The organism is Cytobacillus praedii (genome assembly GCF_001439605.1).
Taxonomy (GTDB): Bacteria; Bacillota; Bacilli; order Bacillales; family Cytobacillaceae; genus Cytobacillus; species Cytobacillus praedii.
Genome location: NZ_LMBX01000016.1, coordinates 89,792 through 106,220, shown reverse-complemented (window position 1 = coordinate 106,220; position 16,429 = coordinate 89,792). Strand labels below are relative to the sequence as shown.

Sequence of the window (16,429 nt, the reverse complement as noted above, 5' to 3'; positions counted from 1 at the left end):
CTAAAATTTCTTATCACGGAAATGTGTATTCCGATTTGAACGTGCCGAAACCGCTTAAAAACTCAAATTTTAACCCTTCACCTTTTTGCTTAATGAGCCTTTTATCTTCGGGAAACAAGCTATCATATTTAATAGCCTTATATTTGGTTGCTGTCTTTACTTCAACCCTTTTATTCTTGTTAAATATGATTACTGTTGTTCCAGAAAGCACACCATTGTTGTCATTAATATTTTTTTCAACTGCATTGTGAACTCTGCTGACTGCAGTACCCAGTTCACTGGTTACATACCCTTGCAATGCACTACTAGTAATCCCTGGAGATTCTAATTCTGCCTTTATCACATTATTTATGGCATTGTGGTTAATCTCTATAGTTGATAAATCTCTGCCAGAGCTGCTTAGCTTTACTTTTTCTTCACCAAGTTTTTTTAAGATTGAATGTAATTCATATAATTCTGGCTGTTCAATACTCAGATAGTATTTATATTGAAATTGGTCATACAGCTCGATCGCTGTATTTAAACCCGCCAAAATTTCCCCAGATGCTGCTAAGCTCGCCTGTTCAGCATTATTGGATGCCTTTTCCTTAATAATAAAGACATTGGCAAAGCTCCCAATAATGACAAACATTAACACAAGCATCGTCATCGAGCCGAGCATAAAAATCATCGTATTCCCTTTTTCATCTGCAATAAATCTCTTCACTTACTCCACCGTCCTGCCATTTATTGACTTATCAAAAGTTAATGGCGGAAGGATTCCGAGAAAATCTTTAGGCAAAAACTTTAACGACATATCCACAGTAACTGTCGCCTTAAAATCTCTTGAGCTCAAGTTTTGAATATTTACATTTCCATTTAGCTTTAATATCCCTTTAGCATTTTGAACAATGTTCTCCGCTGCAGCATTAGCTTCCATCGGGTCTTTTGTTACCGAATAGTTTTTTGCGGCTTCGTTTGCGGCTGACTGAGTAATAATAACAGCATATCCAGCTACAAGGAATTGCCAAAGGATCATCATTAAAAGTAAGACAAGGGGCACCATTGAAATAAATTCAATGATTGCCGACCCTCGTTCATTTTTAAGTAACTTCTTCATTTACTTATCAAGTCCCCCTACTCTTTTTTCCCTGGAGAGACGTTTTGATTATATATTTCTTTAATCTCGGCTAAGGACGAGGCTAAATTCTCATCTCTAGCATCAACGAGTGTATTCTTCATTTCTTCAACTGACTCAAAATGCTCCTTGTAGAATTCTTTTGCCATGTTATACATTTTTAATTCCTGCTCTTTTTCAATTTTCCCCTTTGTATGCAAGCTTTGTAGTGAAAATTGAACTAAATATTTCTCTTTGAAAATATTATTTTTCCATGAGTTTGATAGCTTATAAATTGCCGACTGCTGACTAATTGCTAAATCATAAGTGGCTGACTTTTCCTTCTGATACCACGTCATCCATTTATTCGCATCAGCCGAAGCCTTATTAAATTGACTTTTTAATTGCTCATGATTGCGAACATTTACGTATGTTCCACCAGCTGCTTCTGCTACGTCCATTAATTGCTGCTCGTCTTTACTGCCTAAATCAAATCCAATGATATTCACTACTGGTGAAATCTCAGATGCCTTTAAGCTTTTTGCCGCGGCAACCGGATCGCCATCGCATGTTTCCACTCCATCACTTACTAGGTAAATAATATTTCGATGGTTTTCACCTTTGAATTGAGCTAAATCTTGCTGGGCTTCGAGTAATGATTGGGCAAGCGGTGTCCAGCCCGAAGGATTAAATTTTCCTAGTGCCTCTTTCAGTCCCGAGTCACTGTACGGCTGAATAGGGTAGACTAATTCATTTGCAGCACAGGACATGGCTTTATCCGCATCAGAACCCGTTCCTTTATGCCCATAAACACGCAAACCAACATTTGCCTCTTCAGGTAAGGTTGAGGCAAATTCTTGAATAGCCTCCTTGGCAATCTCCATCATAGACTTAGAGCCAATCGTTTTCTTCATACTTCCACTAGCATCCAGTATGATTTCCACATTGAATGTCTCCGTCTGCTCTTCTTCAGAAATCCCCTCTGATTCTGGTGTCGTCGCAATGCTTAACGAATCAATAATAACCTTTGGGTCATCATAATCCATCTTGAAAAGAGAGTATACATAAGCCAATAAATTAGATAGTTCTTCATCATTAGCTGTTTTAGAAAGAGGAGGGATTACGTCTAACGCTTCTTGAACCGCTTCATCTTTTACCTTGGTATCCTTGGATGCGAATAATCCAACGGGATAGGAAACTACTTCTTCAAGATTGCTAGGCATTTCAGGAACGTCAATATGAAACGGTTTTGCTTCAGGCTCTGCTGTCGTTTCCTCGGAAGCAGGTTTCTCTTCCTCTTCTTCTACCTTAACAACCTCTTTTTCTTTTACTTTATCAACCGTTTCCTGTTTATCTTGGCACCCAGCCAAAAAGATAAAGCAAAAAAATATAATAGCTGCAGGAGTAAATAGTCTAGGCATGAACTCCCTCCTTTCAAAGTTGTTTCATACCGTAATCAGCTGTTAATACCCTCAATCATTTCTTTTAATTTAGTTATGATTACTTCAGAAAGATCCCCGCCGCTAGTTTTCATTGCTGTTGCTAATGCAAACATCAAGGCAATAATAACCGCCGCTAAGCCAACCCACTCAATAGTGGATACACCCTTCTCATTTGCTACTCTTCCTTTAAGACCAAAATACATAGACGTTAAGCTGTTATTCACTTTTTCTCTAATTTCAATCAATTTCTTCTTCATTTTCTTCCTCCTCAATATGTTTAATTACAATCTAAATTCATAACAACAAAGTCATCGTTTCTTCTAACCTTTGAAACACCACCCCTTTCAAAGACTCTTTTTATGTTGAAAATAGATTAATAATGCTGTCTTCCCCATAGATCATATTGAGAATGATTAAACCTAAAATCATTAACATAATCAGTGGTGCGATAAGAAATGAAGTAATGAGTGTCACCTTCGGAGAAGCTTTTGCAGCTTTTTCCTTCACTTGCTCTAGGCTTATCCTCCTCATTTCATTCGCTTGATTTTGAAACGTTGTAGCAACGGGCACACCTAATCTTGATCCTTGAATTAAAGATTTAATGACATTTTGAAAATCCTGATTATCGTTTCGATTCAGCATTTCCATATACGCTTTTTCTCTCGGAACACCTAGTTCAATTTCTTGTATAAACCTTGAAAACTCTTCCTGAATTGGCCCGATATAATAACTGATTACTTCTTTTATTGCCCCATCTAATCCAGATCCTGCCTGCAAACTTATACTTACCGTATCAAGGAAGTCCGGCAAATCTCGCCGGAGCTGCTCCTGACGCTTTTTCGCTTTTCCCCTTACTAAGAAAATAGGGATAAAAAATCCAATAAACGGAAGTGTCACAAAAAGAACATTTGCAAAAGGAAAACCCAAAATGAAGAGAAAGGTTCCAATGATAAACCCAAGAATGACGCACACAATTTTAAATCCCTGGAAGCGGGCTACCGTTAGTCCATATGGCTTCCCTGCCTTCGTCAGCAAGATTTCAACATCAGGTGATTCACTATAAAAATTAATTCTCTCTCCAATTGCTGAAAAATCATCAGCATACCGGGATAGAAACATAATCATTCTGTCAAATAATGATCTTTTCTTTTCCCTTATCATTGCTTGAGTTAGAGCAACTTCATTTAAGTGCACTTTAAGTGTTTCCTTGCTTTTGGAATAACTATATAAATTCAAAAAGCTTAGCACCAAGAACAACCAAAATAATAAAATTGCTGAAAGTATTACTCCGTCCATATCGTCTACACCCTTATATTTGTGACAGCTCTAACCAGTATGAAAGATATGACCATTCCGATTAAGAAAACCGTTGTTAAAATGGCACCCGGAATGGTAAATATCAAATCAATAAAACCATCCATCATTGAATTCAGCATTAAAATTAAAAATATCGGCATTGCCGGTAAAATATATGAAATAAAGCGCTGTTCAGCTGTCGCTGTTTTAATCGTCTGCCTTAAAATTTTTCGTTCTTCTAATGTTTTGGCCATTTCCTCCAAAACCTTTGTTAAGTTTCCGCCTGATTTCTTCTGTATTAATAAAGCAGCAATAAATAATTTAAATTCTTTTGTCGGCACTCTTTTTTCAATTTCCTTTAAGGCCCTTTCAAAGTCTACGCCGAGACGTAAATTATGGGCTAGATCTTTAAATTCATCTCTTGCTGGAAATCCGACCTCTGCAGCAACCACTTCAATTCCCTGATTAATCGTCATTCCGGCTTTTGTACTATTCCCCAGCAATCGGCAAACTTCTGAAAGCTGATTATTTAGCTTTTCAATATACTTGTTTCTTCTTCCTAAAAATAAAAGCCAATAAGATACTAAAGTTATGACGACAGCTATGATGATGCTAATCTTAAACTTCAATGAAAATAGCCACATAAAGATAATGACCATGACAAAGCAATAAAATAGCAAGATAGCAAAAAACTCGGAAGGAAGAATTAATATATTCGCATACAATAATTTAATCTTGAATTTCTTTGCGAATGGGGTTTGATCAAAGCGATCACCTAGCTTTGAAATAAAGCTGCTTCTGCCATTCTCTTTCTTAAACATATTTTCATACTTTTTTGTTATTTCCCGTTTCTCTTTTCTGTAGCCGAGCAATTGATAAATTCCCCAAATAAAAAACAAGACAGAAATACCGAATATAGAGGCAATTTCCAAAATATCCCCCCTCTATTTACTTTTAAAAAGATTTTCTGGAAGAGTAATGCCGAACATTTTTATCCTTTCTAAACATCTAGGTACTACTCCAGTAGGTGCAAAATACCCTTCAATTTCTCCCGTTTTCTTCATCCCAATTCTTCTGAATGAGAAAATTTCCTTAATGACAATTTCTCCATTGTCTTCCCTATGAATCTCGCAAATGGATGTTAACTTTCTCGTTCCATCCGTTAGCCTTTCTCCTTGGACGATAATATCTAGCGCACCAACAATATACTCACGGATGATATGTGTAGGTAAATCCATTCCCGCCATGACTACCATTCCCTCTACACGCCTTAACGCATCAAATGGAGTATTGGCGTGGACGGTTGTAATTGACCCTTCATGCCCAGTATTCATTGCTTGAAGCATATCAAACGCTTCCGCACCACGTACCTCTCCGACGATAATTCTGTCAGGACGCATCCTCAAAGAGTTTTTTACTAAATGTCGAATGGTAATTTCACCTGAGCCCTCAACGTTAGGAGGTCTTGCTTCCAACCCAACAACATTCTGTTTATCAAGACGCAGCTCCGCGGAATCCTCAATCGTTACGATTCTCTCCCCATTTGGAATGGAGTTGCCCATTACATTTAACAAAGTTGTCTTTCCGCTTCCAGTACCGCCTGATATCAAAATATTTAATTTTGCCCTTACAACAGCATCTAAAAATATCGACATTTCATTATTTAATGATTCAAAATTAAGCAAATCAGTCATTTGAAATGGTTCTTTTCGAAACTTCCTGATGGAAACAACTGGACCAATTAAGCTAATTGGCGGTATAACGGCATTTACACGGCTTCCATCTGGTAATCTTGCATCTACCATTGGTGAACTTTCATCGATTCGCCGGCCAATAGGAGCAACAATTCGATCGATGACATGCCGCACATGATTGTCATCCTTAAACGCAACGGGAGCAAGCTGCAGCTTACCAAGCTTCTCAATATAAATTTCCTTATGGCCATTGATTAAAATCTCTGTGATCGTTGAATCATCGAGCAGCGGCTCTAGCGGGCCGTAGCCTACCGATTCATCAATAATTCTTGTCAATAGCTCTTCTTTATCAAGTCTAGGGATGACAACTTTTTCTTCACTCATAAATTGGCTAATTAGTTGTTCAATTCTTAATCTCATTTCGCCTTGAGGAAGACTTGTTAAAAGTTCTAAGTTCGCTTCACGCAAAATTCTCGTTTTGTAATGGTCGACTAGTTCACTTATATATTGATTTTCATAATTTCCTTTATGTTCTTCTTTTAACTTGATCGTTCTTCTTTCAAATAATGACATCTGTCATCAATCCTTTTAAGAGTTATTCCACCATTTGAACAACCCATTTTCTAATACCTTTTGCAAATGGGATTAATTTCTTTTCATTAGCTTCCTTTCTAAAGGGCACGCTTTTATTAATATGTGCCTGCACTCCTTTAAAATCACGCGGAAACTTAGCAGCAATTGGATAAGTAATGATATTCTTTACATCACTCGGTTTAATCTCATTTTCTTTTCCCACTTGGTTAATGAGGATTTCCATTCTGCTCTCGGTTTCAATTCCTAGTCTTTGAAATAGCCCCTCCACTTGTTTTAAAGTGTTAATAGAAGGGGTATCTAAATTTAATATGTAAAAAATCTTGTCGGATTCTTCAAGAGCCGCATAGGAATGAATATTCATGGCTACAGGCAAATCCACTATGACAAAGTCATAGCTTCTTCTGCAAGTTCTTAATAGTCTTGCAATGAACCCTTCTGGCAAATGCTCAGCTATTTCTGCATCGCGCGGACTTAGCAGCACTTCTAATTTGGATAGCTTCTCCACCTGGGATACATTTCGAATATGGCTTTCATTTAGTTCATCAATAACCGGCATTAGATCGGCAAAAGAACGGTTAGAAGTGATTGAAAGAAAAGCCTCTGCACCACCATAGTGTAAATTTAAATCGATGAAGATTACTTGAGCAGTCGATTCAAACTTTAAAGTTTGTGCAAAAGCACTAGATATTAGCGTTTTGCCTGATCCGCCTTTTCCACTATAAAACGAATATATTTTTCCCCTGCCTCTTTTAAAGGACTGGCTTGCAACAGCGGTTTCCATTAATTGCTTTTTTCGTTGATAGACCATTTGAATAATGCTATCCATTCGGCCATACAGCATCGCATTTTCATCAGGCAATACGAAGAAATCTTTAATGCCTGCTCTCATTACGCTTTTTAATACATCAAAATTTTGCGAGAATGCGATAAAAACCACTAGAGCCATCGGATTAATTGCATGGATATATTCAATGGCATCTGCAGAGGATTCATCGTCAGATTCAATTAAAAATATTAAATCTGGAGCTAATCGATCCAGCTCAGTCTTCAAATCACGATAAGAGATTAAATCAACTTTTTCGAAGCTATTTAATACACCCCTTAAATGATTTTTCGATTGTTCTTGATCACCAACGAGTAATATTTTTATCTCAGCACTCATTTGCACCCTCCAAATTAAGTTCGGTTCTATTTTTTATTATTTTCGCTTTCAGCCCCGTTTTCAGTTGTTTCAACTTTTTCTTTATTTTGCTCCTGCGGTGGTGCGACTGGAGTTACTGGGGCCTTTTGAGTTTCTGCACTTTCTTCTTTTTTCTCCTGCTCAGCTTCCGGCTTATCGGTCTCTGTATTCATTTGGAGTCCTTTTCCAACATTCGCCTTTAGTATTCGAATGGAATCCGCATAATTTTGCATATGGATAATTTTCGGCGCATCTTCGGCAGAAACTTCAACAGCTACTCCAGAAAAGTTTTTCTCGCTCTTAGAGACAGCAGCAACTAAAACATCCTTCATAAAGATTTCAGTAACGGGCTTCCCGTCAAAATTATGTGAAACTACAATATCAACACGATCAAGTCCTTCTAATTCTTCATCAAAACGGATCCGGTCTGATTGGAGCATCGTTACTAATCTATTATTTTCATCTGTTGCATTTGAGACAGGTTTTAACATGGATTTCGTGATAATATCCCCCTCAACTAATGGAACAACTAAAACCTTATCAATCAAATCCTCAACATTTGTCACATGTGAATTATTCACATAGCGATTTGGAATTTCCTCCTGTATAACATGGGTAGGCTGAAGTAAAGATCGTGATGGGATATCAGTTGCTGCCACGTATATTTTGGTCATCCCCCCTAATTCACTATTTAATTCTTTAATTTTTTGCAGGAAAAATAGTCCAGCAATAAACGCCAATATTAAAGAGATTGATAAGAAAATAATGGCTCTTCTCTTTGATTCCAACATAAATTGTTACCTCTCTTAGCGATTCACTTTTTGTAGTTTGAAATATACTTTCTTAATTTTTTTGCCTTTAATATTAATTACCACCTGTTCACAAATTGGTCAAATACTCCCAAAAAAAATGTCGAATTTTGTCTGTTAAAATATTCCTGATATTGTCTTGAAACTAGAATAATTAATAAAACTAATGAACTATACTTGTCTCATTCATAAGTCATCTTTTAGTTACTTTTGTAAATTTCATTGAATTAATTCACCTTTTTTATGTTACAAATGTTAATTTTATTAGGACAAATTGTTCATTTTTTGGAAATTAATCACATCTCACCTTTGACGAATTGGGTAGACGACTTAGTTCTTTTGAATTGCAAAGGGAGGGGGCGGATGCTGTCTTCCTAAGCCTCCCTAATTTGCTGATTACCTACCTGAATAAACCATTAATTTATTGAAATATTTCAAAAAATAAAAAAACACACTGCACTAAATTAGCAATGTGATTTTTTCCTATTCCCTACAATTTTTAGCATCCTTTAAGACTCCAACCCTCATCTGCTTTTTATTAATGACAATCCTTAAGTTGTCTGAGAATCCCACACTGGAATATCACTTGGATTTTTCCATATAGGATGTCGGCTGACACTGTTCCTGTTGAGTGTCCTAGACATGATAGTCAAGTCCGTATGAAACAAAATCTCTAGACTTTGCAGAATTCCAATGTCAAACATTGGAATTCCCTTGTATTTGCTCCAGTAATTATAGATTCAAGAGCTGTTGCGACTGGATTGTCCTTTGGAATATAGAATCTTCCGATGAATGGTTCAGCGCAGCCTGCTTGATATCTTAGCTGTTAGATATGGGTTTCCATAACTTCTAATCCTATTTCTACATTAACCTTCTTCGCGTTTTCTTACCATTGAATTTGTTCATATGAATAATAGATAATCCCTGCTTTTTTTGCATTAGAACGAATTTTACTAATAGAGTTAATTTTATTTTTAATCCCCTTTTCCAATTTGTACAAAAAAACAGCTGCATTCATATTGAACGCTGCTGTTTTTTGTATTCTTTTATTTCATCCATTCTGTATGAAACACGCCTTCTTTATCAATACGCTCGTATGTGTGGGCACCGAAATAATCACGCTGTGCCTGAATGAGATTGGCTGGCAAGGTTTCTGTCCGGTAGCTGTCATAATAAGAAATAGCTGCTGATAAGCATGGCACAGGAATGCCATTTTGAACAGCCACACCAATGATTTCACGAAGTGCGCCCTGATAGCTTTCCACAATTTCTTTGAAATAAGGGTCGAGCAGTAAATTTTTCAAGCCTGCATCCCGATCATAAGCATCCTTAATCTTTTGCAGGAATTGTGCACGAATAATACAGCCTCCACGGAAAATCATCGCAATATCGCCATAGCGTAAATCCCAATTATACTCCTCAGATGCTGCACGCATTTGGGCAAATCCTTGCGCATACGAGCAAATCTTGCTCATGTAAAGGGCTTTGCGGACAGACTCAATGAAAGCTTTTTTATCCCCTGAAAAAGCTTGTTTACTAGGGCCGCTTAGCACCTTGCTTGCTGAGACACGCTCAGCCTTCATCGCAGAAATATAGCGGGCAAACACAGACTCAGTAATAATTGGAAGCGGCACGCCCATATCTAATGCGCTTTGGCTTGTCCATTTCCCTGTCCCTTTTTGACCAGCTGTATCAAGAATGCGATCGACAAGCGGTTCACCTGTCTCATCATCTTTTTTCGCAAAAATATCCGCAGTAATCTCGATTAAATAACTATCAAGTTCCCCTTTATTCCAATCTGCAAATACATCATGAAGCTCATCTGCTCCAAGACCAAGAACATGTTTTAATAGGAAATAAGCCTCTGAAATCAGCTGCATATCTCCATATTCAATCCCGTTATGCACCATCTTTACATAGTGTCCTGCACCATCCGGGCCGATATACGTTGTACAAGGTTCCCCATTTACTTTTGCAGAAATATCTTTAAAAATTGGAGCAACAAGCTCATACGCTTCCTTTTGGCCACCAGGCATAAGCGAAGGACCGAGCAATGCTCCTTCTTCGCCGCCAGAAACACCTGTACCGATGAAATGGAAGCCTAATTCACTTAACTCTTTATTACGGCGCTGTGTATCTGTAAATAACGTATTGCCGCCGTCAATTAAGATATCTCCTTTTTCAAGGAGGGGTTTTAATTGCTCAATGGTTGCATCCGTAGGAGCGCCAGCTTTCACCATTAACATAATCTTTCTCGGCTTTTCAATCGAATTCACAAACTCTTCAATGGAATATGTACCCTTAATATTTTTTCCGTTTGTCTCCTTCAGCATATCATCTGTCTTTTCTCGTGATCGATTATAGACGGAAACGGAATACCCTCTGCTCTCAATATTCATAGCAAGATTTTTTCCCATAACCGCTAAACCTATAATTCCAATTTGTGTTTTTTCCATCCTTTAACACCCCTTCTAAAGCCTATCTTCATGCTAAGAATCCTCTATACTGTAGCAAGATTCAATTATTAATGCAATTCTCGCATACTATTCCTCTTTTTCGGCCTTCCTATAAGGGAAATCCTGCAAAAAATCTTTATTAAAGCTCGTTTCTGCCCCAATATTTCGCTGCTCGGATTTAACCTCCGGCATCATCACTGCTCGATCAATAATATGTGAGCCAAATTTTTCACGAAGATTTGCTAATGTTGCGAACAAGGGTTCTTTCCTTGCCTCTTTTTCATAGCTAAAGAGGTCTAGCTGTTTAACTGCCTCATTATACTCAATTAAATCCATTCCCGTAATGCCAAGCAGCCGAACGGAATCACCATTCCAGTGCTTTAAAAAAAGCTGTTTAGCTATCTGGAATAACTCCTCTTCCTTTTGAATTGGGTTTTGAAGCTTCCTGCTTCTTGTAATTGTTTTTCGATCCTTGAAACGGATAGTTATCCCTAATGATGAAGCAAGGACTTTTTTTCTTTTTAGTCTGACACATACCGTTTCAGATAGTTTTTCAAGTACCTGCAAGAGCTCCTGCTGATTGGAAACATCACGGGGCAAAGTGGTTGAATTGCCAATACTTTTGAATTCGGAAGCTGCATCAGGGTCAACTAGTCTTTGATCAGTTCCATTCGCCCTCTCCTTTAACCTCGGACCATTGATTCCTAGAACAGATTTCAATTGAACATCATTTGCTTTGGCTAGATCACCAATCGTTTTTATATGGATGGTCCGTAGTTTTTCCCCTGTTTTCTTCCCAACCCCATGCATTTCTTCCACATCAAGCGGCCATAAAACGGATGGCACATCCCTTTTTCGAAGAACAGTGATCCCCATTGGCTTTTTCATATCCGAAGCCATTTTTGCTAGAAATTTATTCGGTGCAACCCCTATGCTGCACGGTAAATCAAGCTGCCTCTGAATCTGCCTTTGGATCGTTTCAGCAATTTCAAGCGGGGTTCCAAATTCATAGCTTTCCGTTATGTCTACGTACCCTTCATCAATTGAAACGGGCTCAACTAATGACGAATATTGATTTAATATTTCAAACATCCCGATGGAAGCGGCACGATACCGATCAAAATTAGGCTTTTTTACAATCAGCTGCGGGCAAAGCTTTTGTGCCTCCCAAAGAGGCATCGTTGTTTTCACACCGAACTTTCTCGCCTCATAGCTGCACGTCACAATAATTCCCCGTCGTTCCTTTGGATTGCCTGCAATCGCTAATGGTTTCCCCTTTAAAGATGGATCATAGGCCATTTCGACCGAAGCATAAAAACTATTCATATCAACATGCAAAATGACTCGTCCATTTTTCGGATACATTTGTTTCATGCCGGCACTTCCTTGTACTTATTCTTCTACTATTTTAACAAATTTATCTAACAAAAAGAAAACAGAGGATTCATTAACCCTCTGTTCAATCATAATTATACCGTTTCCTTTTGTGTCTTCATAAACTCCTGAATCTCTCTAATCCCATCAAGTGATTGAACGAGAATAGATGGGTCAATCATTGTAATCACTCGTGAATCCAGGTTTGCAACGCCTGTGAAGTATGTTGTTTTTTGATAAGCAAGAAGTCCTAGCTGTTTTAATTTATCAGATGGAATATCAATGATTTCCTTCGCATCTGAAACAATAACGCCAATTGACAGCATTTCTGTTTGTAAAACAATCATTTTTGTCGATTCATTTGCTTTAAATGAGCGATTATAAAGAATTCTTTCAAAGTCAACGACCGGAATAAGCTCATCCCGTACTCTTGTAATCCCATTTACATAAGCAGGTAAATGAGGGATTGGTGTAATCCCCTCTACTTTTTCAATCGACATAACAAAATGAATGGGAATGGCGTATTCTTCATTACCAACTTGAAATACAACTACCTTATTCATCTCTTCCAAAATCTACCCCTCCTGCACTCAAGTGGGTGTATAGTACCACTATTACTAGATTAAATATAACATATTCTACTTCCTGCTGCTTTCTTTTTTAAAGGATGTTTTCATAAACATTGTTGCTTTTAACACGAATTCGCAGAAGTTGATTTCCGCTCCAGGTCACTCGCTTTCTGCAGGATGGGCCCTGAACCTTCTCATTGCTAAAGCGCCTGTGTGGTCACATCTGTCCACTCTCCCGAAGAATCTCGCACCTTCAGCTTTAATCAACCTTATTTTGCCTAGTATTTTAACTCACTCCATTTATCCAAAAACAATCTTTTGAATAGAGTCTTTTTTAAATAGAGAAGAGAACCCATTTTTAATAAGGTTCTCTTCTCTCATTTTATTATTGGGCTGTTACTTCCTCAATAATTGCAATTACCATTTCTGCTAATTTATTTAATTCTTCAATCGGCATCCGCTCATTCGTTGTATGAATTTCCTCGTAGCCAACAGCAAGATTAACGGTTGGGATGTCAAAGCCTGCAATCACGTTCGCATCACTTCCGCCCCCACTCTTTAATAACTCACAGCTGCGGCCAATTTTTGCAGCAGCTTTGCGTGCCACTTCAACCACATGATCACCTTCGCCAAATTTAAAGCCTGGGTACATAACTTCTACTTCCACTTCAGCTTTTCCGCCCATTTCTACAGCTGCTGTTTCAAAGGCTTCTTTCATTTTACTTACTTGCTGCTCCATTTTTTCATTCACTAATGAGCGTGCCTCAGCCAAAATTTCCACATGGTCACAAACGATGTTTGTTTGCGTACCACCTTCGAAGCGGCCAATATTCGCAGTGGTTTCTTCATCAATACGTCCTAGAGGCATTCTTGAAATCGCTTTAGCAGCGATTGTGATAGCAGAAACTCCTTTTTCTGGTGCAACACCAGCATGAGCCGTTTTTCCAAGAATTGTTGCCTTCACCTTAGCTTGTGTAGGCGCAGCAACAATAATATTGCCTACCTTGCCATCACTATCAAGCGCATAGCCATATTTAGCAGTAACTAATGAAGAATCAAGTGCCTTTGCACCAACAAGACCGGATTCTTCACCAACTGTAATAATAAATTCAATTTTTCCATGAGGGATGCTTTGTTCTTTTAGTACTTTTATTACTTCAAACATTGCAGCAAGACCTGCTTTATCATCAGCACCAAGAATCGTTGTTCCGTCAGTTACAACATACCCATCTTTAATAGATGGCTTAATGCCTTTTCCAGGAACTACTGTATCCATATGAGATGTAAAGTAAATTGTATCTACACCCTCTATTGTCCCTTGAAGTGTACAAATTAAATTTCCTGCTCCATGGCCAGTTTGTGCAGTAGTATCATCTTCAAATACCTCAACACCCAAGTCAGTAAACTTCTTCTTTAAAACCTTTGCAATTTCCGTTTCATATTTTGTTTCAGAATCAATTTGTACAAGCTCTAAAAACTCATTTAATAACCGTTCATGATTAATCATATTCGTCCAATCCTCCCGATTTATGTATATATTTACTTATTTACTATTCTAGTATACCTTTATAGAATCTGTTTGCAAATAGATGAGTATTTACGGACATATTCTATTTTCCAACGAAATCTCTATTTTTATAACGGGATATTTCCATGCTTCTTTTTCGGTCTCGTTTCCTTCTTGTTCCTAAGCATGTCAAGTGCTTGAATGAGCTTTATCCTTGTTTCCCGAGGATCAATCACGTCATCGATCATTCCTCTGCTTGCCGCGACATATGGATTGGCAAACTTTTCGCGATACTCTTCAATTTTTTGTGCTCTGATCGCTTCAGGATCATCACTGTTTGAAATTTCCCTTGCAAAAATGATATTCGCTGCTCCCTGTGGACCCATAACAGCTACTTCCGCATTTGGCCAAGCAAATACAAGGTCTGCACCGATTGACTTACTGTTCAAGGCCACATAGGCTCCACCATAAGCTTTTCGTAAAATAACAGTAAGCTTCGGAACAGTTGCTTCGGAATACGCATATAAAATCTTTGCACCATGTCGGATGATGCCTCCATGTTCCTGTTTTACACCAGGAAAGAAACCTGTGACATCTTCAAAGGTAATGAGTGGGATATTGAATGAATCACAAAAACGAATAAATCGAGCTGCTTTATCAGATGAATCAATATCAAGACCGCCTGCCATAACTTTCGGCTGATTACAAACTAATCCAACAACCTCGCCCTTGATTCGCGCAAGACCAACAACAATATTTTTTGCAAAGTCAGGCTGAACCTCCATAAATGAATCGCCATCAACAACCTGTTCAATCACTTTCCTGACATCATAAGGACGAACGGCATCGAAAGGAATGACATCTGTTAGATCGGGCCGGTAATCTTCCTCCAAATCCATCTCTGCTCTAGGTGGCTTTTCTTCATTATTTTGTGGAAGATAGCTTAATAATCGACGTACCTGTTCGATCACTTCAGCTTCTGTTTGCCCTTTAAAATGAGCATTTCCGCTAATTGAATTGTGTACGCTAGCCCCGCCTAAATCTTCCGATGAAATTTTTTCACCAGTTACAGTTTCAATCACCTTTGGACCTGTAATAAACATCTGACTTGTCTTCTCCACCATAAAAACAAAATCTGTAATCGCTGGAGAATAAACGGCCCCTCCCGCACAAGGTCCCATAATTACGGAAATTTGCGGAATGACACCTGAATAAATCGAGTTCCGGTAAAAAATATGCCCATACCCATCTAAGGAAACGACGCCTTCTTGAATCCGCGCACCGCCCGAGTCATTCAAGCCAACAAAAGGAGCTCCATTTTCTGCAGCCAGATCCATCACATTAGCAATTTTCTTCGCATGCATCTCTCCCAGTGCCCCGCCAAAAACAGTAAAATCCTGTGAGAATAAGAAAATCGGTCTGCCGTTCACTTTTCCATAACCCGTCACCACTCCATCTCCAGGTCCTTTTTGACCATCAAGACCAAAGTCCATGCATCGGTGTTCAATAAACGGGTTTAGCTCGACAAATGTTCCTGGATCAACTAATAATTCGATTCGTTCTCTAGCAGTCAGCTTCCCTTTTTCATGCTGCTTTTCAATTTTCTCATCTCCGCCGCCTAATTCTATCTCTCGCTTGCGATCATATAGTTCATTGATTTTTTCATAGATGTCTGTCATGAGTTCATTTCAATCCTTTCTTCTCACATAATTCATATAAAACGCTCCCAGTTGATTTCGGGTGCATGAAAGCTACCTCGGCTCCTCCTGCTCCAGTTTTCGGTACATCCTGGATCATACGAATGCCTTTTTCCTTTATTTCATTGATTCGATCTTGAATGGAGTCTACACCAAGTGCGACATGATGCAGTCCTTCCCCACGCTTCTCAATAAATTTTGCAACTGCGCTATCTTCATTCGTCGGCTCTAAAAGCTCGAGCTTTGTCTCTCCCGCTTTCAAAAAGGCTATCTTTAATTTTTCACTTTCCACCTCTTCCACGCCAAGCAATGGGAGTTTAAGAATTTCAGTATAGAATGGCAGCGCCTCATCAAGTGAACGGACAGCAATACCAATATGATCAATTTTTTTAATCAACTCGTTCACCTTCCTTTCCAATCCAATTTCACGTTAGTTCTCTACATTCAAAAATTATACGCTTTTTTTTATAATAAGAATATACAGATACTTTAAATATTCGCTAATCATGTCGAAAATCCTTTTAAAAAACGAGCGGTTGTTCATTTTAATGATTCCTAGTAAAATAGAAGTAAGCAAAGGATGATTTAGAGGGGGGTATATTCATTGTCTAATAGAAAGATGCAAAAAATAATCGTATATTTAATGATCTTTGCCATGCTTGCCTCAACATTGTTAATTGGACTAACGATGATTTTATAGAGAAACTATTGCATA

The 16,429-nt window shown here is 38.2% G+C and carries 16 protein-coding genes; 1 reads left to right on the top strand and 15 read right to left on the bottom strand.

The genetic code is table 11. The annotated features are described in order from the left end of the window. Window positions 1-13: 13 nt before the first annotated feature. The 15 genes from ASU02_RS16935 to mce all read right to left on the bottom strand — a co-directional run bounded on the left by ASU02_RS16935 (window position 14) and on the right by mce (window position 16,111). On the bottom strand, window positions 14-706 hold the full coding sequence (locus ASU02_RS16935; protein ID WP_057765748.1) for a TadE/TadG family type IV pilus assembly protein: 693 nt from the start codon (window positions 704-706) through the stop codon (window positions 14-16). Then, window positions 707-1,099 carry a TadE family protein gene (locus ASU02_RS16930; RefSeq protein WP_057765746.1) on the bottom strand — a complete coding sequence of 131 codons (393 nt, stop codon included), beginning with the start codon at window positions 1,097-1,099 and terminating at the stop codon, window positions 707-709. A gap of 17 nt (window positions 1,100-1,116) precedes the next feature. Further along, window positions 1,117-2,517 (bottom strand): vWA domain-containing protein, encoded by a 1,401-nt coding sequence (locus ASU02_RS16925; RefSeq protein WP_057765744.1) that lies wholly within the window; start codon window positions 2,515-2,517, stop codon window positions 1,117-1,119. Window positions 2,518-2,552: 35 nt separating this feature from the next. Beyond that, a complete protein-coding gene (locus ASU02_RS16920; protein WP_053476917.1) occupies window positions 2,553-2,795 on the bottom strand; it encodes a hypothetical protein in 243 nt (80 codons plus the stop codon). Between the two features lie 100 nt (window positions 2,796-2,895). Continuing rightward, window positions 2,896-3,834: a type II secretion system F family protein gene (locus ASU02_RS16915; RefSeq protein WP_057765742.1), complete on the bottom strand. Its 939-nt coding sequence runs from the start codon at window positions 3,832-3,834 to the stop codon at window positions 2,896-2,898. Window positions 3,835-3,839: 5 nt separating this feature from the next. Then, complete coding sequence (locus tag ASU02_RS16910; protein WP_057765740.1) at window positions 3,840-4,766, bottom strand: type II secretion system F family protein; 927 nt, start codon at window positions 4,764-4,766, stop codon at window positions 3,840-3,842. Window positions 4,767-4,778: 12 nt separating this feature from the next. Next, window positions 4,779-6,101 carry a CpaF family protein gene (locus ASU02_RS16905; protein ID WP_057765738.1) on the bottom strand — a complete coding sequence of 441 codons (1,323 nt, stop codon included), beginning with the start codon at window positions 6,099-6,101 and terminating at the stop codon, window positions 4,779-4,781. Between the two features lie 22 nt (window positions 6,102-6,123). Then, complete coding sequence (locus tag ASU02_RS16900; protein WP_057765736.1) at window positions 6,124-7,284, bottom strand: AAA family ATPase; 1,161 nt, start codon at window positions 7,282-7,284, stop codon at window positions 6,124-6,126. Window positions 7,285-7,310: 26 nt separating this feature from the next. Further along, entirely contained in the window at window positions 7,311-8,093 is a 783-nt protein-coding gene (gene cpaB / locus ASU02_RS16895; protein WP_082631844.1) for a Flp pilus assembly protein CpaB, read from the bottom strand. A gap of 1,064 nt (window positions 8,094-9,157) precedes the next feature. Then, window positions 9,158-10,567, bottom strand: a complete 1,410-nt coding sequence (gene gndA / locus ASU02_RS16890) for an NADP-dependent phosphogluconate dehydrogenase (protein WP_057765734.1) — start codon at window positions 10,565-10,567, stop codon at window positions 9,158-9,160. Window positions 10,568-10,654: 87 nt separating this feature from the next. Beyond that, complete coding sequence (locus ASU02_RS16885) at window positions 10,655-11,941, bottom strand: DNA polymerase IV (protein ID WP_057765732.1); 1,287 nt, start codon at window positions 11,939-11,941, stop codon at window positions 10,655-10,657. Window positions 11,942-12,036: 95 nt separating this feature from the next. After that, window positions 12,037-12,513, bottom strand: coding sequence for a chemotaxis protein CheW (locus ASU02_RS16880; protein WP_057765730.1), 477 nt, complete (start codon window positions 12,511-12,513; stop codon window positions 12,037-12,039). 382 nt (window positions 12,514-12,895) lie between these two features. Continuing rightward, window positions 12,896-14,017, bottom strand: coding sequence for a tripeptidase T (locus ASU02_RS16875; RefSeq protein ID WP_057765729.1), 1,122 nt, complete (start codon window positions 14,015-14,017; stop codon window positions 12,896-12,898). A gap of 128 nt (window positions 14,018-14,145) precedes the next feature. Continuing rightward, window positions 14,146-15,696, bottom strand: coding sequence for an acyl-CoA carboxylase subunit beta (locus ASU02_RS16870; RefSeq protein ID WP_057765726.1), 1,551 nt, complete (start codon window positions 15,694-15,696; stop codon window positions 14,146-14,148). 4 nt (window positions 15,697-15,700) lie between these two features. Next, window positions 15,701-16,111, bottom strand: coding sequence for a methylmalonyl-CoA epimerase (gene mce, locus ASU02_RS16865; protein WP_057765724.1), 411 nt, complete (start codon window positions 16,109-16,111; stop codon window positions 15,701-15,703). A gap of 207 nt (window positions 16,112-16,318) precedes the next feature. Here mce and prli42 point away from each other — a divergent pair, with 207 nt between their 5' ends. Beyond that, window positions 16,319-16,414: a stressosome-associated protein Prli42 gene (gene prli42 / locus ASU02_RS26460; protein ID WP_172797656.1), complete on the top strand. Its 96-nt coding sequence runs from the start codon at window positions 16,319-16,321 to the stop codon at window positions 16,412-16,414. Window positions 16,415-16,429: the final 15 nt, after the last annotated feature.